We start from the raw sequence: 21,551 nt of genomic DNA, 5'->3' as shown, positions 1-21,551 counted from the left end.
GTGAGCGCCCACAACCGGCGTTGATCGGGCCTATCGTGTCGGTATGGAACGACCGCCCGATCCACTCATCGTCGAACTCGCCGTCTCGATGCTGGCCCGTGCCGACCAGCTGGGTGCCGCGCTGGCTGCGGTCATCCGCCGTGACATCGACTACTACCGGTCGAACACCCTCGTGACCACCGACGAGATCCAGCACAGCTGCACCGCGAACATGACCTTCGTCTTTCATTCACTGGCCGGTGACACCGAGATGGACGTCTCCGCTGCCGAAGCAACGGGGACAGCCCGAGCACTGGCCGGGGTCCCGCTACCGGCGGTGATGGCGGCATACCGCATCGGCTTCCGATTCATGTGGGAGAAGACGGTCACCGAGGCAAGGAGCAGCGGGGTGCCGCTCGACACGATCCTGAACGCCACCTCGCAGATCCTCATCGCCCAGGACATGTTCACGCAGGCGATGACCGACGCGTACCGGCACCAACAAACGATTCGAGTCCTCCGCCGTGAGGAGGAGCGTTCGGCGCTGGTGGAAGCGTTGTTGTTCCGCCGGATCACCGACACACAGAGCCTCTGGGAGACAGCCGACCTCTTGCGATTACCGACGGCTGGCCCGTATGTCGTTGTAGCAGCGGAGGTTCCAGCCCTCGGGAAAGTCGGCCTACCGGACATCGCAAGCAAGCTCGACGTCCGCGACATCCGCTCAGCATGGCGACTGCTGCCCGACCAACAGGTCGGCATCGTCTTCCTCCGTCGACCCGACATCCTCCGCGAGCTTATCGATGCCCTCGACACAGTTGCCTCCTCGCGCGTCGGCATCAGCCCGCAGTTCGACGACCTCAGCGAGACCAGCGAAGCACTCCGACTCGCCCGGATAGCCATCGGCGAGAGACCGTCCGGCGACTCGTTGATCACAGTCTTCGACGGGTCTCCGCTAGCGCTCGCCGCCGTCAGCGCACCCGAGGCCATGAAAAGGATCGGGAAGTCCGTACTCGGACCGATCGACCACCTCCCACCCGAGGAACGCCGGATTCTGGTGGATACCTTCGCCGCATGGCTCGATGCCGGCGGCTCAGCGAACGAGACCGCCGCGAAAATCTACTGCCACCCAAACACCGTTCGGCATCGACTCCGCCGCATCGAGGAGTGGACCGGAAAGTCGCTGTCACGGCCAAGAGATATCGCCGAGCTCTGCCTGGCATTCGAGATCGACCGCCTGCTGCCCTGAGCGACCCAGCGCTACGCTGCCCTAACTCCACCAGACTTGAGGTCCAGGATCGGAGTAGGCCTGGCTTCGCCTCAGTCGGCGTCGAGGAGTCGGGTGCTGCCGTCCGAGTTACGGACAACTGGACGTCGCCCGCGCATCAACCAGGCAAACCGGCGCGGTCGGATGTGAATCCCCGTACGCCAGGTCATCACCGGTGCCCATCTGGTAGCTGATCTGACTCAATGGGCGGCCTGGCGCAACACGTCGCCGAAAGCGTGCGCCGCCGCCACCCCGACCACATCACCTCAGGACACGCCGAACAACTGCTCGCACAAATGGGCCGAGTGGCCACCGAGTTCGCCACCGTCCGGTGACGAGCGGGCACGCGAGATGACGATTCACTCCCCTACACGTCGATTCGAGAACCCATGATCACGGTCCGCTCCCCCGGAAGGCCGAAGTACTCGGCAGCGTCTGCCGTGATGTACGAGGTAGCGATGAACAGACGCTTGCGCCATGATGCCATCGTCGGTGCCGTCCCCATCGTCAACTCGATCTTCGACAGGAAGTAGGAGGCGCTGTCGACCGCGATCGGCCCCTCGGTCTCCGCGGGGTCGAGCAGACGCAGTACATCCGGAATGTTCGGCGCATCCATGTACCCGAAAAATGCTGTCACGTGAACGATCCCGTCTTCGGCGTAGCCGAGCTTATCGATCTCCGTCCGCTCGGTGTCCGGTACGCGCGGCACCGGCAGCGTGTTGATCGACAGGATCACCACGTGTTGCTGAAGCACGCGATTGTGCTCGACATTGGCACGCATCGCCAACGGCGCCGTCTGCTTGCCGCGGTTGAGAAACACCGCGGTGCCGGGGACCCGCACCAGCGACGGCCGATAGTCGTGCAGCTGGCCGACGAAGTCCGCCAACGATCCCTCCGCTCGCTCCCGTGCGCCGGTGACGATGGCGCGCCCACGCTGCCAGGTGGTCATCACCGTGAACGCCGTGAGCGCGATCAGCAGTGGCAGCCAGGCCCCGTGCACCAGTTTGGTCAGATTCGCCGCCAAGAACAGCAGGTCGACCGCCAGCAAGCAGCCGGCGCCGCACACCACCAGCCACAATGGCGTACCCCACCGGGTACGGGCGATGTAGAAGAAGAGCAGCGTCGTGATGGTGATCGTCCCGGTGACCGCCATTCCGAACGCGTACGCCAACGCCGCCGAGCTGCGGAACGCGAAGACCAGCGTGAGCACCGACACCATCAGCACCCAATTGATCCACGGGACGTAGATCTGTCCGATCGTCGACTCGGAGGTGTGTGCCACCCGCAGTCTCGGCAGGTAACCGAGCTGGGCCGCCTGTGATGCCACCGAGTAGGCGCCGGTGATCACCGCCTGGGAGGCGATCACCGTCGCCGCGGTGGCCAGCAGCACCAACGGCCACCGTGCCCAGCCGGGGGCCAGCAGGAAGAACGGGCTGCTCACGGCACTCTCGTCGCCGAGAAGCAGCGCACCCTGGCCGAGGTAGCTCAGCACACACGCCGGCAGGACGAGCCCCAGCCAGCCTCGGGTGATCGCCCGCCTGCCGAAATGGCCCATATCCGCATATAGTGCCTCGGCACCGGTGACCGCCAGCACGACCGCGGCCAGCGCGAAGAAGGCAATCCCGAAATTCCCGAACATGAAGCTCAGTGCATAGGTCGGCGACAACGCCTTGAGGATTTCCGGATGCCGGGCGATGCCGCCCACCCCGCAGGCCCCGATCGAGGCGAACCAGACGATCATCACCGGCCCGAACAGCCGGCCGACCGCCGCCGTGCCGCGGCGCTGCACGGAGAACAACGCCACGATGATGACCGCCGTGATCGGCACGATCCATTCTTCCAACCCCGGTTCGACGACCTTCAGGCCTTCCACCGAGGACAGTACCGAGATCGCGGGCGTGATCATGCTGTCGCCGAAGAACAGGGCGGCACCGAAGATGCCCAGCCCGGCCAGCACCGCAGTAACACGACCGCCCCGCACCGCACCCAAACGTCGGAGCAGCGTGATCAGCGCCATGACGCCGCCCTCGCCGTCGTTATCGGCGCGCATCACCAGCAAGACATAAGTAGCGGTGACGATGAGCATCACCGACCAGAAGATGAGCGACACAACGCCGTACACGTTGCTCGTGCTGATCGGCACCGGGTGCGGATCTTCCGGATTGAACACCGTCTGGATGGTGTAAATCGGGCTGGTCCCGATGTCGCCGAACACCACACCCAGCGCCCCGACCATGACGGCGACTCGAACCGTTTCTCGACCGCCCGCCATGCGACTCGACCGACCGACTCCGGGCTCTGTGTCCACAGTGCGCTCCTCGTCTGCAGGACCGGATCCCATTGTCGGCCTTCCTGGACGCGGTGACCGCAGAAGTCGCGTTTCTCGTCCTGCGGGTCGAAGACCTCCAGGCCAGAAGCACGCACCGGTGCAGGCGGCCGCTCGCCGCAGCATGGGAAGCGCGGTGCTCCTACCTGGTCGATGGTGTCGAAGGCAAATAGGAATACAGCGCGCCTTCGCCATTCCGGACGCCCCGGTCACCGAGGGTCGTGCCCTCGAATCCCGACCTATCGAACATCTCTGCGGCGCCACGCACGAGCTGCCTCAGAGGCCACCGACAGTGCTGACGAGCAGTCCGATCGCGTTGACGGCGATAGACATCCCGCAGTTCTGCGCGATCACGGCAACGGAATGCGGCCGAGGTCGCGGACATCGAGGATCCCGTCCAGATCGTCGCTGCCGAGCGCGACGCGGTGCCGGTTGGCGCAGCAGGTCCTCCACCGCGGAGTCGATCTCACAGATCGATCTCCGGTGCGCCCATCACCTGCCGGACCTCGATCGGCTGCACGATCGGCTTGCCACCCGGGCCCGGGGCAGCCGAAGACTTCGCCGCGACCTCGAGGGCGCGCGCCTGCGACTCGACATCGATCATCCGATAGCCGGCGAGCAGTGCCTTCGACTCCGGGAACGGGCCATCGGTTACCACCGGGACGCCCGAGCCGTCGAACGTCACCCGCTTCGCGGCCTCCGGGCCGGCCAGACCCTGGGCATCGACCAGTTCACCCGCCGCGGCGAGCTCTGCGTTGAGGTCCTGCTGGAACCTCACGTGCGCGGCGATCTCTGCTGGGGTCCACTCTGGCATCGGCACCGTGCAACCCGCTCCACCCTCGTAGTTCTGCAGCAACATGAACTTCGGCATCGTCTCGCTCCTCGTCGTGTGGTGCGCCCATTCTGGCGCTTTCACAGGAAGGACGGAGTCCGGTTGCAGTTCTCGACATCCCCACCAAAAATTCTCAGTTCTGCCCTATCTGGTCCGCCCGGGATCCGGATGGTGTCGTCGGCGCTGTCCGTGATGCTCATCGTTTCCCTACTACGGCGGCGAACCTGGTGGGCGCGGTCCGATGTTCCATTCTCGCCCAGGCTGCCTCGGCGGTAAACGGCCCGAATGTGCAACACGTCCCGTCGTGGCGGTCTACTTCGACCACCCAGTACTCGGTCACATGAAGGGCTGCTACGGCGTCGACGACGGTGTCAGTCATCGGTGCTCCTTTGCAAGAGTGAAGCCTCTCGATTGTGTCAAGATCCATTGTCTGCCGACCCGAGCTTGCAGGACTAGGGACCAGTACCAACACTGCCGACAAAGACCATGGTGTGCACATCGCCGGGGCCCCTCCTCTTTGCCGCTCATCGCTCAGGGACCGGAACGGGCCGCCCGACGACTCCGACTGATTGTCGAACACAAAGGCTCGACGGAATCGGCCTTCCCGCAGCATAAAAGGACCCCCACAGCCTGGAGGCAGTCACCGCCCGAGGAATCCTCGCCCAACTCCCCGCGCGGAGCGAGCTGAGTGCGATCGTCTCGGTGCTGCCGCCGCCGGTCCTGATGGTGGACGGGCGCCATCCGGGGTAAATCGGCCCCCAAGCCGGAGAAGGAACGGCTGTTCGCCCACGGCGGAAGAGTGCAGTACCGATTGCGGGAGACTGCAGCGGCCTGATCAGTGCAGCTCGTGTGAAGGACGAGTCGTTCGAGCCCGTCGGCCGCTCCCACAGCACTTATCCAATCGAGCAGCACAAACCATCCCACCCGCATCGGCCGAGTGGGCAGAGCGGGTCGAGAGCGTTACTCCACGTGCCCGGACGGTTTGATCTCGGCGGACAGTTCCTCGAGGCGGCGTGTGGCTCTCGCCAACCGGCCCTCGAGTTCGAGGATTTCCACTACCAACTCGTCCCGCTCCGCCAGCCGGTAGGCAAGCTCGCGCTGAGGTGATTTGGTCTTCATCAATTCACGATACGCCCAGGTCGCCGGTCGATGGCCGCCCCAAGCACACGGGCGCATCGCACAGTTCGGTGCCCGGCTCGGCACCCCATCCAGCCCTGCATTTGGATCAGCTCCGCCAGCGAGAACAGGCGTTCGGCCTCGACGCCGTCGCGTCCGTCATCGTCGTCCTCAAGGTATTTCTCAAACCCTGACCGCCGGTTCGAGGGGCTCGGCCCGCGATTCCGGGTGCGCCGACCGACAGCACGCGCGGACAGCAACAGATCGTTCGGGATGTCACTTACGAGAGCCACACCCGCCTCCCCGCGCGCCCGGTAGTTCGGTCCAGCGACATCAGGAACTGTCCTGACGCCGGCATGGTCGGCACCGGCCCGAGCCCGCCCGCGGGGATGTCGCAGATCATCGGGCGCTCCCTTCGGAGTCGACCAGCAGTAATTCGATCCGGGTGACGTGGGGCGTCGTCGTGCCGCGCACCGGCGTCCCGTCAGATCGGCGAAGTGGTGCGACGGCGGGCCTCGGCCAAGTTCCGCGCGGAGTTCCTCGATCCGCTCCCAGACGGCCTCCGTTTGAGAGCACGAGGCGGCGAGATCGGCACGGGCGGTGGCGAGATCGTCGCGGATCTCATCTGTGCGGGTCCCTCGGCCTGAATGGCGGACCGGGCGTCGTCGAGGTCCGGTTCGGGCCGGCCGACCGTGGCCGCGGCGGCAGCGGAAGCGCGGTCCCCTTCCCTGCACAGGCCTGGGTGATCTCGTCCCGTGCTCGGCGGCGCGGGTGCGCAGGGATTCAACGAGGTGATGCTGCTCGGCCACCTCCTAGGGGCCCGCCGCCAGGGCGCGCACCTGCTCGGCATGCTCACGCCGGGCGTCGGCGAAGGGCAGCGGCCCGGTCGTCGATCACCGTGTCGAGCCGGTCGCGGAGGTGTTCGAGCTCGGCGACGGCATCGGCCCGCACCTTGTCCGCGGTCACCAGGGCGCGGCGCAGGTGCACCTCGACGGCGGCCTGGTCCCCAAGCAGGTCCACGGCACTGGTGATCCCGTCGGCGACCGCGGACAGCCGCGCTACCACCCCTTCGGCCGCTGCCGCAGCAGCGGCAGCGGCAGCGTGGCCGCGGCCTCGGCCGGATCCGCCGGTGTCTCCGCGATCGAGGTGGTTATGGGCGAGCTGGGAGTCGACCGGCGCGGTCGTTCCCGTCGTATGGAGTGGGCGAATCCCCGCGGGCCGCACGAGAGCTCAACAGATACGATGGGAAGAGACTCGCTGTCGGGCTGCCTTGGAGCGCCACGCGAAGCGGGCATCCGGGGCAACCGAGGCGGTCACGCAACAGCAGCGCGACACGGCACGATGCTGGCTCACGATCCACGCGCGAACAGCATCACTCGCAGGGTGCCGTATCCGACGGCTTCAATTTCATGCCGAAGGAGCACCGACAATGAACACAACCACGAAGGCACGCAGGAAGATCCTTCTGGTCAGGCTGGTAGTGGCCGGATCGATCGTCACGTTACCGGCAGGACTCGCCGCCGGACCCGCGGTGGCCTCCATCGCCGCACCCGCGGTGGTGTCCGCCGCCGCATCGACCGGCCCGTTACCGTCTTCGTGGTCCCGTTTCGCGGGACTGCGGTCGCCAAGTTCGGTATGACTTCTTGCCCCTGTCTCTCGAATGATCCGGGGGGTGGTGTCGCCGAACCTGGTGGCGTCGATGGACCGCTGATAGGGACAGGGCCACCGGAAACTGCGGAAGGTCTCCTCGTAACGTGGGTGTCGGGTATCGATGCTGGATCGGCGACCGGACTGGCCGGACGAAGGACTGCTGAATGGACACGAGTTACGCCGTGTTTTGCGGCATCGACGTAGGAAAAGGCGAACACCACGCCGTCGGACTGACCGCCGCCGGAAAGAAGATCTACGACAAGGCGTTGCCGAACGACGAGACGAAGCTGCGTGCGGTGTTCGACGGCTTGGCCGCGCACGGACCCGTCCTGGTGATCGTCGATCAACCCAACACGATCGGCGCCCTGCCGGTCACCATCGCCCGCGCCTGCGGACACGACGTTGCCTACCTGCCGGGGCTGTCGATGCGCCGCATCGCCGACCTGTACCCCGGACAGGCGAAAACCGACGCCCGGGACGCATTCATCATCGCCGACACCGCAAGGACCATGCCCCACACCCTCCGCCGCGTCGACACCGGAGACGAGGCGCTGGCCGAACTCGAGGTTCTCGTCGGCTTCGACGACGACCTCGCCGGCGAAGCCACCCGTATCAGCAACCGGATCCGCGGACTGCTCACTTCCGTCCACCCAGCCCTCGAACGGGTGCTCGGTCCCCGCGTTACCCACCCCGCCGTCCTCGAGATCCTCTCGCGCTGTGGCGGACCCGCCGGAATCCGACAGGCCGGCAAACGCAAACTCACCACGCTCGCGGTCAAGCACGCACCCCGGATGGGTGCCCGCCTCGCCACCGAGATCCTCACCGCACTGGAAACTCAATCGGTGAGGGTGCCCGGCAGCAAGGCCGCCGAGATCGTCCTGCCGAAGCTCGCAGACTCCCTGAAAGAAGTCCTTCTGCAACGGAAAACGATCGGCGATGATGTCGAAAGGATGCTCGATGACCACCCTCTTTCCCGCGTCCTGACCTCGATGCCCGGCATCGGTGTCTTCGGCGGCAGCACGGATCCTGCTCGAGGTCGGCGACGGTTCCGCGTTCAAGTCCGCCGGACACCTCGCCGCGTACGCGGGCATTGCCCCGGTCACCCACCGATCCGGCTCCTCCATCCGCGGTGAACACCCCGCCCGGTCAGGCATCCGCAAGCTCAAACGTGCCCTGTTCCTGTCCGCGTTCGCAGCCCTGGGCGACCCGACCAGCCGCGGCTACTACGACCGCAAACGCGCCGAGGGAAAGAAGCACAACGCCGCCCTGATCTGCCTCGCCCGACGCCGATGCGACGTCCTCTACGCCATGCTCAAGAACAAGACCCACTACCAACCCCAGTAACCGCAGCCGCTTGACGAAAACCATAGGGACACCCCCCCGGGGCAAGACCCGTGCGATCCCAACAACAACTGGCTGCTACCGCCGGACCAAATTCAGCAGCAGATGAACATGTGCGACAACAACGGCGGCCAAATGCAACGGGATCGAAACCGCGAGCAAAATAACCCGCCCGCGCCATTCAAGATGTCTCCGCCGCCGGGCTTCGGCTCCTCCTGACGCGGACACCCTCCGCGTGGTTCCGACGCGACACGGCCCACGAACGCAGATGGCTCGCTTGCAGCGGACTCGCGCGCGCGAAACTCGGGGTCTCGCCGTCGCCCGCCGCATCCACGAGTCGTTACGAAGGCCGTGAGTTCGAACAGCCCTTCCTCAATGGTCGCGAACTCGTTTCCGAGTACCCAATCCGACAGGTCCGCCGGACATCGGCGCGCGCGGTCGCGGTTCTCGGTCAGGTAATTCACTGAGAAGGGCTCCGATGGCGACCACACAGGCCCGTATCCCCGAGGCCGCGCGAGATGCCGAACGCAGGTGCCCCGGACCAGTAACTACCGTCGCCGACCGAACTGCCCGGCGTCGCTGGTGAACCCGTCGTCGAATTGCAACAGCTGTCGGCCCGGTACTTCGACACGAAGGACTACCGCCTGTTGCGAAGCGGGGTTACCCTCGGCCAACGCCGCGATGGCGACGATGCCTGATGGCACCTGCCGATTCCCTCCGACGAGGACGCCCGCACCGAATTGCGGTTCCCCGCTCCGAAGGCGATACTCCACCCGCCGAGCTCGAGACCCTCGTCTGTGGGGTCCTTCACCGCCGCGGCTGACAGATTTCAGGAGTACGGCGCCGATAACGACGGCGTGCGCTGTCGGTGCGAGGAGCCCTTCCTCGAAGAACGGTGCGGGCGCGAAGAGTATCTCGAGGTCGGGCAGCGGCGGGTCGGGGCGACTGCGGGCAAATCCATACGCTTCCTCGACATTCGACCACCCAACAGGTCATCATCAGCACCACCCCATCGGGGAGTCCACCGTCCCGGTGACGCTGGAGCAGATCGAATACCTGGCCACCGCACCTGAACTCGACCTGTACTGAAACCCGCGGGCCGCGGGTTCGCACGGCCTATGGGCAATCAATGGCACTGCGGGCGGTAACCAGAGGGTCGCATCCCGCCGGCCACCGCGGTAGTTGCGTGCGCCTTCGTACTTGCGGGTACGGATCCGATTACGTCGGAATCCAACGAGCTCAGAACCTGCTTGAGGACGCCGAACTGGACTTCGGACCAGCCAAGACGATGTCAGCCCTGGTCGTTTCAGTCCGGCAGATCCGCAGCGTGGTCGGCGCATCGGCGCGAAACCCTCCGCACGTTTCCTCCACGAGCGCTAACATCCCCGATCGTGACAACACTGCGCGGCGTGCCGATGACACTTTTGCGAATCAATTACCAATTGCTGCGTATGCCTTTGCAATTCGTGGAGCACATCGCGATCAGGCAACTCGACGAACAGGCACCAGCGCGCCTCGCCTACGAACAGTTGCTCATTCGATGCGACCGAGCGGCCGGTTACCTCCTCGAGGACGAGAACGCACACGGCCGTGCAGCAGCACTGCACCGACACACGACTGCCGTCCGGGTCGGAATCGCCCGTCGACACCGGCGAGTAGACGCCGAGAGCGCGACACTCCTCGATCTCCAGCGCGCACGGTTTCACCGGCGCCGCCAACCCCGGAGAAACACCGACCCGGCGTGAACGTGCCCGCGTACGGACCTGGGCCTACGAGGCCGACCGGTCACCGGCAGAGGGTGCGTTCGGCGGTTGCGATCAGGGTCCGGGAGACGTCGTCGACGGGGAGATTCCGCCCGGTGTAGAGCTGGTCGAAGCTGTCGAAGCTCGCCAACAGCCAGAGCAGGTCTGCGGCTTCGTCGACGGTGATCTCCGGCCGCAGGACATCCTGCTCGGCCAGTCGGTGGGCGAGGTGGGCCATCCCGCCGGCCCGGTTCTCCTCGATCCGCGCGATGGCCCCGCCGACGGCATCCGCGTCGAGTTGGGCCATCGAGAACAGTGCCCGGAAGACGTCGCGGTGGGCCGCGAACACCCGGACACCGGAGTCGATTCCGCCGCGCAGGTGCTCCCGCGCGTCCGGGTGCTCCACCGCGTCCACCACCGCCTGAAACCCTGCCCGGTGCCACCACAGGTCGGTGGTAACTGCGTCGAACAGCCCCGCTCGTGAACCGAAGACGAGGTAGACGGTGGACCGGGAGACCCCCGCCGTGCGGGCAACCTGCTCGACACTCACCGGTGTGGACGGTGCTCGGCGCAGCCGGTCATAGACCGCGTCGAGGATGTTGCGGCGCGTTTCCTCGGCCGCCTCCGCGCGCAGGCGCTGCTCATACTTCCTGGTGGCCACGGCCGTCACTCTAACATTTTCACTTGACACATCGTCTTGTGAAGTTCACGCTATTAATCAAAAGACATATTGTCCGGCGAAATCGAGAAGAGCCCGCTGCCCTCCCCGGACACCGAGACAACCCAGCCTTCCGACGAAGGAGCTGACGTCGTGAACAGCCCGACCGCATACACCCGTCCGCCAACACCCCCGGCGTCCACGCCTGTACTCGTGGTCGGAACGGGTCCGGCGGGATTGACCACGGCAATCACGCTGGCCCGGCACGGGATCGAGGTCATGGTCGTGGAGCGACGAGCCACCCAGTCGGGGCTGCCGAGGGCCGCCTCGGTCAGCACCCGCACGATGGAGCTGTTGCGTTCCTGGGGGCTGGAGCAGGAGATCCGGGCGGGCGGGGTCGAGGTCGAATGGAAGCAATGGGTCGGTCCTACACTCACCGCGGCCGGCGACACTCACCTGACCAGCTTCCCGACCCGGGAGCAGAGCGCGGTCCTCAGCCCGACTGCCCCTGCCTCGGTTCCACAAGATCACCTCGAACCCGTGTTGCTGGACCACCTGCGCTCGTTCGGCACCGCGCGGGTGGAGATGGGCACCGAAGTGGTCGGCCTGGACGGCCGAACCGATGACGTCCAGGTGACGTTGCGCGACGTCGAAACCCACGAAACCCGCATCGTCCACGCCCGCTACCTCGTCGCGGCGGACGGCGCGCGCAGCACGGTGCGCGACACCCTCGGGATCGTGATGCGTGGGCCGGGGCGTCTGTCCCAGGCAGTCGGGACCGAGTTCCGCGCCCCGCTGTGGGAACTGCTCGGCGACCGCCGCTACTGCATCTACGCCGTCACCCACCCGGAAGCCGCCGGAGTCTTCGTCCCCGCCGGTCGCGGTGACCGATGGGTCTATGGCGTGGAACACGAACTCGCGCAGGAGCCCTCGCCAAGTCTGACGAAGGAGCAGTCCGCCCGCCTCATCCGGCTCGGCAGCGGACGTGCCGACCTGGCTCCGCGGATCGAACGCATCGGGACGTTCACCTTCGCCGCGCAGCTCGCCGACCGCTGGCGGGAGGGTGCCGCGTTTCTCGTCGGCGACGCCGCACACCAGATCACCCCACGCGGGGGCACCGGCATGAACACCGCGATCCAGAGCGCCTACGACCTCGGGTGGAAACTCGCCTGGGTGCTCCGCGGCTGGACCGGACCGCAACTGCTGGACACCTACGAGGCCGAGCGTCGACCGGTTGCCGCGCACAACGTGGCCCGATCGGCCGATCCGCACGGCGGGGCCCGACTCGCCGCACAAGAACTGCCCGCGGACCTCGGCGGCCGAATCCCGCACGTCTGGGTGCGCTCCCGGGCCGACGCTGCGTCCACCCTCGACCTACTCGGACCCGGGCTGACAATGTTCACGAACGGCCCGAGCGCAGCCTGGCAACGCGCTGCGAGTTCCATTCCCGGGCCTCCGCTCGTCGTCCACGACCTCGACGCCATCACCGCTCGCGGAATGGGCATCCCCCGCGGCGGGGCACTCCTGGCGCGCCCGGACGGGGCGCCTGCCGGATGGTGGCCGTCAGGCACCGAACCGGCCGCGGTACTGCGCGACGCGATCCGGGCCTTGCCGACGCCATCCGAGACAGCGGATCGACTCGCGGAAGGCGCCTACGCCCGTTGAGTGGAAGATTCGAGCTCATGCACGTCGTTGGGTGCGAGAGCGACGTTCGAGCATCAGGACGCTGATACTGGCGACAACCAGAACCACCGCCATGGCGAAGAAGACGTCGCGTGGAAGAAAGCCGGCGCCGAGTGCAGACCCGACGATCAACGGGCCGGCGATTCCACCGAGCCGTCCGATCCCGAGGGCCCAGCCGACTCCGGTGGACCGCATTCCGGGTGGATACAGCACAGTTGCGAGGGCGATGACGCTCATCTGCCCGCCGGTCACACACGTTCCCGTCAGGAATGCAGTTCCGAGAAGTGCCCAAGTGCTGCCGCCGCCGATGACCAACCCCAGCGCGGCGACGAAGGCCGCACCACCGAGATAGACAATGCCCAGAGTGCGGAACGGGTTGGTCTTGTCCATCGCGGGACCGATGACGATTGCTGCCAGAATCCCGCCGATCGTGGTCAAGACGGTCGAGGCGATCACGACGCGTGAAGACGCTCCCAGCGAGCCGACGATCGTCGGAAGCCAACTTTGAATTGCGTAGAAGGCCGCCAGATTTGCCGCGAATGCAGTCCACAGCAGGAGGGTGCTCAGGAACCACCTGCCGCGTACCAGATCGACGACGACCTGAACCCTCCCACGTTCGGGTTCCTCGACACTCGAGTAGTCGGCCCGAATGACCGCATCGGCAGGCAAGCCGGGTTCGATGCGGCGGAGGGTGGCGTGTGCACGGGCGGAGGCGCCGCGCATCAGAAGGTAGCGGGGCGAATCGGGGAAGTAACGCAGCAGAAGAACGAGTAGCACCAATGGCACGATGCCTCCGATGACGAACATCGCGCGCCAGCCCCATTGTGGGATGACGATGCCGGAGACGATTCCCGCGGCTACGAAGCCGAGTGCGAACCAACAGTAGATGAACATCACGAAGGACGACCGTCGCCGGGCGGGGGCGAATTCGCTGGTCAGAGCGACAAGGCTGGGGATGGCTGCGCCCAGCCCGGCACCGGTCAGGAAACGCAGGGTGATCAGCTGAATCGGGCCGGTCGTGAGAGCGCAGAGCAGGGTGAGGATGCCGAACAGTGCGGTGCACGCGATGACGGTGCGTCGGTGTCCATACCGATTCGCCAGCGGTGACAAGACCAGGTATCCGACCATCAATCCCACGATCGCCGCGGAGAAGATCGGGCCGAGCGATGCGACGGGTAGACCCCATTCCCGGGCTATCGCCGGCGCGACGAAGCTGATCGCCTGGGTGTCGAAGCCGTCAAGGAACATGACGGCTCCGGCAAGGGCAAGCAGGAGGTAGTGGAAGCGGCCGACGGGCCGTCTGTCGATGACATCACTGACGAGAATCCCGTGGGTAGGGCGCACTGGGGAGCGGGAGAGTTCCGAGTCCATTACGACTTCTTTCGCGTTGGGGCGAGTCCGGTTCGGGGTAGGCATCGCGTCCCCGTGGTGTCCGAGAACGGGACCGCCTCGTTGCCCGATGACGAAGACCATAGAAGTGGATTGCGTTACAGTCAATAGCTGTAACCTATCCTCTGCGCCTACGCTCTACCCACTGCGACGGCCCATCCAGGCCGTTCCAGCACTTCTCCACCACGGAGTGGAGGGCAATCACCGAACCCCCGGTCAGGTCCCACTGGCTGGTCAACCCCAAGGAGAGCACGTGAATGTGCAAGCGGCACTTATCGGATCGCCGTCGATGAGTTCATTCGATTTCGCGCTATCGGTGCTACGAGTCAGCCTCGGTGGCACCATGGCCGCTCACGGTTACCACAAGATCTTCCTCGGCGGCCGTCTGTCAGGAAACGCCACATGGTTCGAGAGACTGGGGATGCGGCCCGGCGCCTTCCACGTTCGCGTGGCGGCAGGGACCGAGATCCTGGCCGGGGCCGCCCTCGCCCTCGGCCTGTTCACTTCGGTCGCCGCCGCAGCTTTCGTGGCACTCATGCTCGTCGCCGCCTGGACAGTGCACCGCCCCAACGGTTTCTACATCATGGGCTCGGGCTGGGAATACACATTCATCCTCGCGGTGACTGCCGTGTGCATCGCCGTTCTGGGCGCCGGAGAGTTCAGCGTCGAACATTTGATGTTCGGCAGTAATCCGCTCGATGGATGGACCGGACTCGTCGTTGCAGTAGGCGTCGGCGCCGTCGGTGGGATCGGCCAGCTGGTTCTGTTCTATCGGCCGGCGAACGCCGAAGCCGCATAGTTCGGCACCGACCCGGACCCGCACGCGAAAGCGTTGCGGGTCCTGCCATTCCCGAGTCCACTCCCCCGGCGCCGCCGGAACCGTGGGGAGAAGTATCCCGGATACGCGAAACTACCCGCTCGCCCGAGATGGGCGAGCGGGTAGAGAACTGCCGGACTATGGCGCGCCGACGTCGCCGTAGAACCTGGCGAAGGACGTCACCGGCTCCCGGCTGGTGCTGTGACCGTTCAATTTGTGTTGGCGGTCCGCGTAGCCCAGAGCCAGGCCGCAGACGATGATGTGGTCCTCCGGGATGTCGAGCTGCTGCCGCAGCACCGGATAGAAGTCGATGAAGGACGCCTGTGGGCAGGTGTCCAGTCCGATGCCGCGAGCGGCGAGAATCAACGCCTGCAGAAAGAGACCGGCATCGACGAGAGCGCCGGCCAATGGGTGACGACTCACGGTCACGATGAGACCTACCGGCGCGCCGAAGAAGTCGTAGTTGCGACGGTGGTGCGCCAACCGCGCCTCCGCATCCGTCGGCGCGATGCCGAGCGCGCCCCCATAGAGGCCCTCACCGAACTGTCTGCGCCGCGTGTGGAAGGGCTCCGGCCACTCGTCGGGCTTCGGCTGGTAGTCGTACTCCCGGGTTCGCACCCGACCATCCGTGTCATGGGCGGCCAGCAGGGCCGCCGTGAGGCGGGCCTTGACCGCGCCCGTGACTACGTGAACCTGCCATGGCTGGCAGTTCGAATTGCTCGCTGAGCGCGCTGCCAATTCCAGGAGCCGTTCGACGACCGAGCGCGGAACCGGCGTCGCCGAGAAGGCTCGAACGCTCCGCCTGCTCAGCAGAGCCTGCTCGACCGTCAGTTGCCTCGCTGCGTTGTTCGACTCCGGGAGCACCTCTGATGCGGGGGTGGTCGTTTCGTTCATGAAACACTGGACCTCTTCCAACATCAGCCGACCGCGGCCGGGGTGATGTCGTACGAGATCCGTCCTGCAGGGAGATAGAACAGCGCGATCAACGCTCCTCCCCTGACCTCCGGATAGTGATGACTGCCAGGACCCGGCGCAGTCCAACCCGCGCCCTGCCAGCCGCGCGGTCCGGCAAGCTCGGCGCCCGGATCGAGCGGTACGACGAGATTCAGTTCACCGTAGGGATGCTGGTGGTACTGGCCGCGGTAGCGGGGCACGCTGTCCATATAGACCGCGGTAACGCTGAAGTAGTTGAGGACGTCGCTCGGTTCGGCGATGCGACTCCGCCGATAGCGCGGCCCGTCGACTTCGACGTTCGCGGCCCACCCTTCTTCGACACCGTCCGTGATCATCTGCGCAAGGTCGTCGTACAGAGCGGTTCCGGGGCCGTACGTGCTGTTGAGCCAGTCTTCCAGCTCGCCGCCGGCAGTGCGGTTCTTCACCTCTTCGAGGAACGGAATACTGCGCTCGATCAGGGCTTGGCTGGGATTCATCTTGACTCCTACGAATGAGACTCACACCACTCTTGCGGCTACTCGCACAGTAGGACGTAATTACGTTACAGTCAACATCTGTAACGTAACTGCATCGGAAGACATCGCATGCCTCACTCGCCCTCGTGGAGAATCCCTCCTCGAGAAGTCCGCCCACGGTCTCACGCCGTGGCCTTCACCGTGGTCGCTGCGATCACTGCCACACTGGTCGGCGCCTCCGCAGTTCCAACCCCGCTCTACGCGATCTACCAGGAGAGATGGGCGCTCTCCACGTCGCAATCCACACTCGCGTTCGGCGTGTACGCCGTCAGCCTGCTGTTGGCCCTGCTGACCGTCGGTTCGCTTTCCGATCAGATCGGCCGGCGCCCCGTCATCGTCGCCGCGCTCATGCTCGAAGCAGCATCCATGGCGATCTTTGCCGGCGCAACCGGCCTGGAGTTACTTCTCGTTGCGCGGATTGTGCAGGGCTTCGCGACCGGCGCCGCAATCAGCGCACTGGGTTCTGCGCTTGTCGACCTCGAAGCCTCCCCAGGCCATGGCGCCCGGATCAACAGCAGTGCCCACCCGATCGGACTCGCAGTGGGAGCACTCTTCTCGAGTACTGTGAGCGAGCACTTCCCCCGGCCCACCAGTACCGTCTATCTCGTTCTCCTCGTCGTGTTCGTGGTGGAAATCGCAGCGGCACTGACAATCCCGGAAACCGCGCCGCGCCGACGCAACCGCCCCGTGTCGATTCGACCGCGGGTGACAGTTCCGGGGCCCGCACTCGGGGCGTTCCTTCTCACCGTTCCGTACGTTGTCGCGGTGTGGGCTCTCGCCGGCTTCTACCTCTCCCTCGGCCCGTCGCTCGCCCACAACGCGTTGCACGTACATACGTCGATGGTCGGCGCCGCGATGGTGGCGACGCTGACCGGAACCGGGGCTGCGTCCATCTTCGTGCTACGCGCTGTCGGGCCACGGACGATCCTGCTCGTGGGCGCCGGGACCCTCGTCGCCGGAGTCGCCACAACTCTCTACGGCTCCGAAAAATCCTCCGCAATTGCGATTCTGACCGGAACGGCCATCGCAGGCGTGGGCTTCGGAGCAGGATTTCAGAGCGCGATCCGCACCGTCATGCCCCTTGTGCAACCTCACGAGAGAGCCGCACTCCTGTCGAGTGTCTATACGGTCGCCTACCTCGCCAATTGCATTCCCTCCCTGGTTGCGGGATCTCTCATCGACCGCCTCGGCTTCATCGCAACCACGAGGATCTATGCGGGCCTGGTGGCATCGCTCGCTACCACCGCCTTCATCGGACTCGCCTTCCGCCGCAATCGAGCGGACGCGCCCTCGAGTGCGTGACTCGCCCGTGGGCGCTGCCGACGCACCGCTACGTGCAGCCGGCACCGGAAAAAGTTACAATCACCGCCCGTAACCAAACTCGACAAGGGGTGAACGATGGCTGAGAAGTCGGCTGGGACGGCTCCATCGGACACCACGGATGCAACGAGCTCGCGGGGTGGCAGACCTCGTGATCCGGCCCTGGACGACGCGATCATCGAAGCGACACGACGACGCCTGGTATTGGACGGGTACTCGCAAATGTCCATGGGAGACATCGCTTCCGACGCAGGAGTCACCCGGCCCACCATCTACCGTCGATGGCCCGGCAAATTCGAGCTCGTCGTGGACGCCCTGGACTACGGATTCCGCGCTCAGCGAGCGTCGTACCCGGGTCTCGAACTCGAAAAGTTGCCACCATTCGACGCCTTCGTCGAAGCTGTCCGCAGGGTCGACCCGTGCTATTTCAATCCGGATGCGATGGTCCTGATGGGCAATTTCATGGGCGAGAAGCTACGGACACCAGCACTGCTCGAGATAGTGCGCGAGCACGCGGTCGAACCGCGAGTGAATCTGGTCGAGCGTGTCCTGGAGAATCTGCGCGACCGCAAGGCGGTTCGCGCCGACGTCGATACCCACACCGTTGCAACGTTGTGCTTCGGCGCCTACTACGCAGCCTTCCTCCGCGGGGACACCGACACCGCAGATCTCGCCCACAGAGTCGCTTCGACCATCTGGTCCGGCATCGCCGCATCCTAGGGCGCGGAAGGCTTGGCGCCGCCCGGCAGCCGTTTCCGAAGTCCGCTGTTGACGAAGCACCAGGTCCGGGTGATGATTTGGGTATCCCACCCGAGGTGGGGAGAGGGCCCGCCCCTCTGTTGGAGATCACTCATCGGGCAGCACCAGAACGGTTGCTGTCGTCGTGTGTCCGCAACAGAAAGGGGTCCACACGGTCCAGCCTGAAGTCCTGATCGCCCTGGACTGGAGTCCCCGGCATCGGTCCGGGGACTCCCCCGGATCTGTAGCCATCATTCTTCCGGCGATTCCGCACAGACCGGATGGCGTGAGAAGAAGTCCTTCAGGCCCCGCGCCAATGCCGTGGGATTCTGCACCATCAGAAGGTGCCCGGCCTCCGGCACGGAGAGTCGCTCGGCCCGCGGGAACCAGGACTGCACGAGGTCGCTTCCTTCGACGAACCGCGGGGCGCTCTCGGCGCCGAGCACATTGAGCACCGGCCGCGTGATGCGCCCGGCCTCCCCTGCTCCAAAACTCCACTGCTGCACGGCCGGCATCTCAGCATGGAAGAACAAGTCAGCTTCGTCGAGCGCCTCGTCGAAGGCGTGTGGAATCACCCGATCCAGCACGACACGATAGCCGTCGCCGCACACATGGCGCAGGAACCCGTCCACCGCGGCGGCCTTGTCACCTGCTCTGTACGCAGCGATGACCGGCTGCAGCGCAGCAGTGACCTGCTCCGAGCTGGGGATCCCCCGGACTGCGGGTTCGAGCAGTGCCACCGAGGCGACGCGCTCGGGATTCTCCATCGCCAACTGGAGCGCGACAAGCGCACCGTAGGAGTGACCCACGACGTGGGCCGCGTCCCAGCCGACATGATCCATCAGCCTGACGCATGTCCCGGCATCTTCGGCGACCGTGAGCGGCCGGTATCCCCCACTGCCGGATTCGGGGAGACGCCGCCGATACCGCAAGGTCGAATACCCCGTCAGCTGCTCGACCAGTGGGTCGTACCACGAGACGAAGGCACTGGCATGCACGAGCACGACACGCTCACCGCGTTCGCGCAGCTGATAGGTCAGTTCGACGTCACCGAGCCACAAACTGTCCACGACGTCCCTTGCCGGATCCGCTCCCTGGTCCCAGTTGTAGTGGAATTGCCCGCGAAGTCAAGGGCCCCACGGCGCGACTCCCGGTGGGTGGCCGCAGAGCCACCCACCGGGTTCTGCCTTCCGGAAGCCACCGGGTACCGGTGGCTGCGACACGCGCCGCTAGCGAAGTGGGAACCCGAGACGGATGAGCGATTCCTTCAGGCGATCCCGCCCGTTCAGCCGCGCCGCGGAGGCGAGTCGGTCCAGAACCCTTTCGATCCAGGAATGTTCGAGCTGCTGCGCCGAGTAGAAGGCGGCGATCCGCCCCTCGTAGGCGTCGACGTGGTCTCGCTGAGCGGGCAGATCGTACTTCTCGTGGTGCAGCACCGCCGCTTGGGGCAGGCGCGGTTTGATCTGGGCGTCGGCGTCCGGATGCGGATGTCCGACGACGAGCCCGAACACCGCGAACACGTGGGGCGGCAGACCGAGTTCCGCCGCGACCTCCTCGGGCTTGTTCCGCAACGCCCCGATGAACACCGTTCCCAGACCGAGCGACTCCGCCGCGGTCACGGCGTTCTGCGCCGCCAGGGCGGCATCGATGAACCCGATATAGCTGCTCTCGAGGTAGTCGGCTCCCTCGATCGGCGCGCCGCGGTCGTCGGCGAGCTGACGGACGCGGGCGAAGTCGGCGAGCCAGACCAGCAGGACGGGGGCCTCGACGATGTGGGCCTGGCCTCCCGCGAGTGCGGCCAGGCGAGCCTTGCTGTCGGGGTCGCGGACCGCGACGACACTCCACGCCTGGAGGTTCGACGATGTGGCGGCCGACTGCGCAGCCGAGACGAGGACGTCGAGCGTCTCGTCGGCCAGCGGATCGGGTAGGTAGCGGCGGACCGACCGGTGCGAGTGCAGGGCTTCCAGGACCGGATTCCACTGCGCGGGTTCGGTGAGGGCGGGGTCCCAGTAGCGCTGCTGCAGCGCCGTGCGGGGTGCGATGTCTGCGATGGTCACCCGGACAGGAAAGCCGACCACCGTCTCCCGCTCCAGTGTTAGGCGCACCGTGATTCCTGGGATCCCCCGCGGTCGCGTCGACAACCGAGAACGGAACGCGCGAACAGCCGCACCGACGGCCGCCGGTCGGCGACAATTCGAAGGGTTGCCGACACCTGGTCGGGAACCACCTGATGCACGCGAACAAGGAGTGGATGTGACGGAACGGGTCATCGTGGTGACGGGTGCCGGCTCGGGAATTGGCCCGCCCATGGCGACCGGGCTGCTCGATGCCGGACATCACGTGGTGCTGACAGGACGGGTGCGGGAGACGTTGGACGAGACCGCGCACGGTCACGAACACGCAGTCGTGGTACCGGCCGACGTCTCGTCACCACAGTCGGTGCACAGTCTCTTCGCCGCCGTGGCCGAACGATTCGGCCGCCTCGATGTACTCGTCAACAATGCGGGCACGTTCGGCCCCACCGGCGCGGTGGACGAAATCGAACCCGAAGACTGGGACCGCACAGTCGCCACAAATCTGACAGGAGTCTTCCTCTGCTCGCGCGAGGCGGTGCGAATGATGAAGACGCAGACACCGCGCGGCGGACGCATCATCAACAACGGTTCACTGTCCGCCCACACACCACGACCCGCGAGCGTCGCTTACACGGCAACCAAACACGGTGTGTCGGGGTTGACCAAGTCGATCGCGCTCGACGGGCGCGACCACGAAATCTGCTGCACCCAGATCGACATCGGGAACGCTGCAACCGCAATGACGGCCGGCATCGGCCAATCCGCCCGTCAACCGGACGGATCGTTGCGAGCGGAACCCACGTTCGATCCGCGGTACGTCGCGGACGCGGTGACCCGATTGGTAGAACTCCCGTTGGACGTCACCGTCCCGACGGTGACGATCATGGCCAGCGGGATGCCGTACATCGGTCGCGGCTGACCGAACGGGCCGGGGCTTCAAGAACCCCGTCGACGACCGGCTCGCCCAGCTCGGTGTCGACGAGCAGCAGCGCCGCCTCTCCCACCTCGTCGACGCCGGCCTCCGGCGTCCCGGGCCACGCAGCCGCGAAATACTGTAATCGTTCACACGACCGGCCGAAGCCGAAACACCGTTGTCATCTTCTGCGCACCTTGCACATCGAATAGGCTCTCGCATAGTCACTTTGAGGTTGA

The 21,551-nt window shown here is 65.8% G+C and carries 19 protein-coding genes and 3 pseudogenes; 10 read left to right on the top strand and 12 right to left on the bottom strand.

The features are described from left to right. Positions 1–43 precede the first annotated feature (43 nt). Positions 44–1,225, top strand: a complete 1,182-nt coding sequence (locus OYT95_RS35165; RefSeq protein WP_268790236.1) for a PucR family transcriptional regulator — start codon at positions 44–46, stop codon at positions 1,223–1,225. A 168-nt stretch (positions 1,226–1,393) separates the two neighbouring features. Beyond that, positions 1,394–1,566: pseudogene (locus OYT95_RS44775) on the top strand (phosphate signaling complex PhoU family protein); the annotation flags it as partial. 44 nt (positions 1,567–1,610) lie between these two features. On the opposite strand, the gene OYT95_RS35160 reads toward OYT95_RS44775, so the two are convergent. The 5 genes from OYT95_RS35160 to OYT95_RS35140 all read right to left on the bottom strand — a co-directional run bounded on the left by OYT95_RS35160 (position 1,611) and on the right by OYT95_RS35140 (position 6,741). After that, complete coding sequence (locus tag OYT95_RS35160; RefSeq protein WP_268792302.1) at positions 1,611–3,515, bottom strand: potassium transporter Kup; 1,905 nt, start codon at positions 3,513–3,515, stop codon at positions 1,611–1,613. Positions 3,516–4,035: 520 nt separating this feature from the next. Beyond that, the gene (locus OYT95_RS35155) at positions 4,036–4,440 is read right to left on the bottom strand and encodes a YciI family protein (protein WP_268790235.1); all 405 of its coding nucleotides are present in this window, start codon (positions 4,438–4,440) and stop codon (positions 4,036–4,038) included. A 157-nt stretch (positions 4,441–4,597) separates the two neighbouring features. Continuing rightward, the gene (locus tag OYT95_RS35150; protein ID WP_268790234.1) at positions 4,598–4,780 is read right to left on the bottom strand and encodes a hypothetical protein; all 183 of its coding nucleotides are present in this window, start codon (positions 4,778–4,780) and stop codon (positions 4,598–4,600) included. A gap of 581 nt (positions 4,781–5,361) precedes the next feature. Then, on the bottom strand, positions 5,362–5,520 hold the full coding sequence (locus OYT95_RS35145) for a hypothetical protein (protein WP_157234245.1): 159 nt from the start codon (positions 5,518–5,520) through the stop codon (positions 5,362–5,364). Between the two features lie 849 nt (positions 5,521–6,369). After that, positions 6,370–6,741, bottom strand: coding sequence for a hypothetical protein (locus OYT95_RS35140; RefSeq protein ID WP_268790233.1), 372 nt, complete (start codon positions 6,739–6,741; stop codon positions 6,370–6,372). A gap of 205 nt (positions 6,742–6,946) precedes the next feature. On the opposite strand from OYT95_RS35140, the gene OYT95_RS35135 reads away from it, so the two are divergent. Beyond that, positions 6,947–7,156, top strand: a complete 210-nt coding sequence (locus tag OYT95_RS35135; protein WP_268790232.1) for a hypothetical protein — start codon at positions 6,947–6,949, stop codon at positions 7,154–7,156. Positions 7,157–7,331: 175 nt separating this feature from the next. After that, positions 7,332–8,511, top strand: a pseudogene (locus OYT95_RS35130) (IS110 family transposase). 809 nt (positions 8,512–9,320) lie between these two features. On the opposite strand, the pseudogene OYT95_RS35125 reads toward OYT95_RS35130, so the two are convergent. Continuing rightward, a pseudogene (locus OYT95_RS35125) lies at positions 9,321–9,488 on the bottom strand (glucose-methanol-choline oxidoreductase); the annotation flags it as partial. Between the two features lie 471 nt (positions 9,489–9,959). Here OYT95_RS35125 and OYT95_RS35120 point away from each other — a divergent pair. Further along, positions 9,960–10,253: a hypothetical protein gene (locus OYT95_RS35120; RefSeq protein ID WP_442972531.1), complete on the top strand. Its 294-nt coding sequence runs from the start codon at positions 9,960–9,962 to the stop codon at positions 10,251–10,253. Positions 10,254–10,293: 40 nt separating this feature from the next. Here the strand turns inward: OYT95_RS35120 and OYT95_RS35115 are convergent, their stop codons facing one another. Next, positions 10,294–10,911 carry a TetR/AcrR family transcriptional regulator gene (locus tag OYT95_RS35115; RefSeq protein WP_112298549.1) on the bottom strand — a complete coding sequence of 206 codons (618 nt, stop codon included), beginning with the start codon at positions 10,909–10,911 and terminating at the stop codon, positions 10,294–10,296. Between the two features lie 150 nt (positions 10,912–11,061). Between OYT95_RS35115 and OYT95_RS35110 the strand changes: the two genes are divergently transcribed. Next, positions 11,062–12,573, top strand: coding sequence for an FAD-dependent monooxygenase (locus OYT95_RS35110; RefSeq protein WP_268790231.1), 1,512 nt, complete (start codon positions 11,062–11,064; stop codon positions 12,571–12,573). A gap of 15 nt (positions 12,574–12,588) precedes the next feature. Here OYT95_RS35110 and OYT95_RS35105 read toward each other — a convergent pair whose 3' ends face one another. After that, positions 12,589–13,962 carry an MFS transporter gene (locus OYT95_RS35105; RefSeq protein ID WP_268790230.1) on the bottom strand — a complete coding sequence of 458 codons (1,374 nt, stop codon included), beginning with the start codon at positions 13,960–13,962 and terminating at the stop codon, positions 12,589–12,591. A gap of 307 nt (positions 13,963–14,269) precedes the next feature. Here OYT95_RS35105 and OYT95_RS35100 point away from each other — a divergent pair, with 307 nt between their 5' ends. Next, complete coding sequence (locus tag OYT95_RS35100) at positions 14,270–14,779, top strand: DoxX family protein (RefSeq protein WP_128642058.1); 510 nt, start codon at positions 14,270–14,272, stop codon at positions 14,777–14,779. Positions 14,780–14,935: 156 nt separating this feature from the next. Here OYT95_RS35100 and OYT95_RS35095 read toward each other — a convergent pair whose 3' ends face one another. Both OYT95_RS35095 and OYT95_RS35090 read right to left on the bottom strand, forming a co-directional pair. Then, positions 14,936–15,691, bottom strand: a complete 756-nt coding sequence (locus tag OYT95_RS35095; protein WP_037229753.1) for a nitroreductase — start codon at positions 15,689–15,691, stop codon at positions 14,936–14,938. Between the two features lie 23 nt (positions 15,692–15,714). After that, entirely contained in the window at positions 15,715–16,227 is a 513-nt protein-coding gene (locus OYT95_RS35090) for a DUF4863 family protein (protein ID WP_268790228.1), read from the bottom strand. Positions 16,228–16,395: 168 nt separating this feature from the next. Between OYT95_RS35090 and OYT95_RS35085 the strand changes: the two genes are divergently transcribed. Next, a complete protein-coding gene (locus OYT95_RS35085; RefSeq protein WP_268790227.1) occupies positions 16,396–17,568 on the top strand; it encodes an MFS transporter in 1,173 nt (390 codons plus the stop codon). Positions 17,569–17,814: 246 nt separating this feature from the next. Next, entirely contained in the window at positions 17,815–18,306 is a 492-nt protein-coding gene (locus OYT95_RS35080) for a TetR/AcrR family transcriptional regulator (RefSeq protein WP_245973475.1), read from the top strand. Between the two features lie 269 nt (positions 18,307–18,575). On the opposite strand, the gene OYT95_RS35075 is transcribed toward OYT95_RS35080, so the two are convergent. After that, on the bottom strand, positions 18,576–19,394 hold the full coding sequence (locus tag OYT95_RS35075) for an alpha/beta fold hydrolase (RefSeq protein WP_268790226.1): 819 nt from the start codon (positions 19,392–19,394) through the stop codon (positions 18,576–18,578). A 159-nt stretch (positions 19,395–19,553) separates the two neighbouring features. Beyond that, on the bottom strand, positions 19,554–20,402 hold the full coding sequence (locus OYT95_RS35070; protein WP_037229744.1) for an NADPH-dependent oxidoreductase: 849 nt from the start codon (positions 20,400–20,402) through the stop codon (positions 19,554–19,556). Positions 20,403–20,571: 169 nt separating this feature from the next. On the opposite strand from OYT95_RS35070, the gene OYT95_RS35065 reads away from it, so the two are divergent. Beyond that, entirely contained in the window at positions 20,572–21,318 is a 747-nt protein-coding gene (locus OYT95_RS35065) for an SDR family oxidoreductase (protein ID WP_268790225.1), read from the top strand. Positions 21,319–21,551 lie beyond the last annotated feature (233 nt).

Source organism: Rhodococcus sp. JS3073, assembly GCF_026810085.1.
Classification (GTDB): domain Bacteria; phylum Actinomycetota; class Actinomycetes; order Mycobacteriales; family Mycobacteriaceae; genus Rhodococcus_F; species Rhodococcus_F wratislaviensis.
Note: the sequence above shows the minus strand (reverse complement) of the source record. Positions and strands in the feature narration are given on the sequence as shown.

Coding starts and splice junctions, on each gene's coding strand:
- OYT95_RS35165 (WP_268790236.1), top strand. CDS start 44: ATGGAACGACCGCCCGATCCACTCATCGTCGAACTCGCCGTCTCGATG.
- OYT95_RS35160 (WP_268792302.1), bottom strand. CDS start 3,515: ATGGCGGGCGGTCGAGAAACGGTTCGAGTCGCCGTCATGGTCGGGGCG.
- OYT95_RS35155 (WP_268790235.1), bottom strand. CDS start 4,440: ATGCCGAAGTTCATGTTGCTGCAGAACTACGAGGGTGGAGCGGGTTGC.
- OYT95_RS35150 (WP_268790234.1), bottom strand. CDS start 4,780: ATGACTGACACCGTCGTCGACGCCGTAGCAGCCCTTCATGTGACCGAG.
- OYT95_RS35145 (WP_157234245.1), bottom strand. CDS start 5,520: ATGAAGACCAAATCACCTCAGCGCGAGCTTGCCTACCGGCTGGCGGAG.
- OYT95_RS35135 (WP_268790232.1), top strand. CDS start 6,947: ATGAACACAACCACGAAGGCACGCAGGAAGATCCTTCTGGTCAGGCTG.
- OYT95_RS35120 (WP_442972531.1), top strand. CDS start 9,960: ATGCCTTTGCAATTCGTGGAGCACATCGCGATCAGGCAACTCGACGAA.
- OYT95_RS35105 (WP_268790230.1), bottom strand. CDS start 13,962: ATGGACTCGGAACTCTCCCGCTCCCCAGTGCGCCCTACCCACGGGATT.
- OYT95_RS35100 (WP_128642058.1), top strand. CDS start 14,270: ATGAGTTCATTCGATTTCGCGCTATCGGTGCTACGAGTCAGCCTCGGT.
- OYT95_RS35095 (WP_037229753.1), bottom strand. CDS start 15,691: ATGAACGAAACGACCACCCCCGCATCAGAGGTGCTCCCGGAGTCGAAC.
- OYT95_RS35090 (WP_268790228.1), bottom strand. CDS start 16,227: ATGAATCCCAGCCAAGCCCTGATCGAGCGCAGTATTCCGTTCCTCGAA.
- OYT95_RS35080 (WP_245973475.1), top strand. CDS start 17,815: ATGGGAGACATCGCTTCCGACGCAGGAGTCACCCGGCCCACCATCTAC.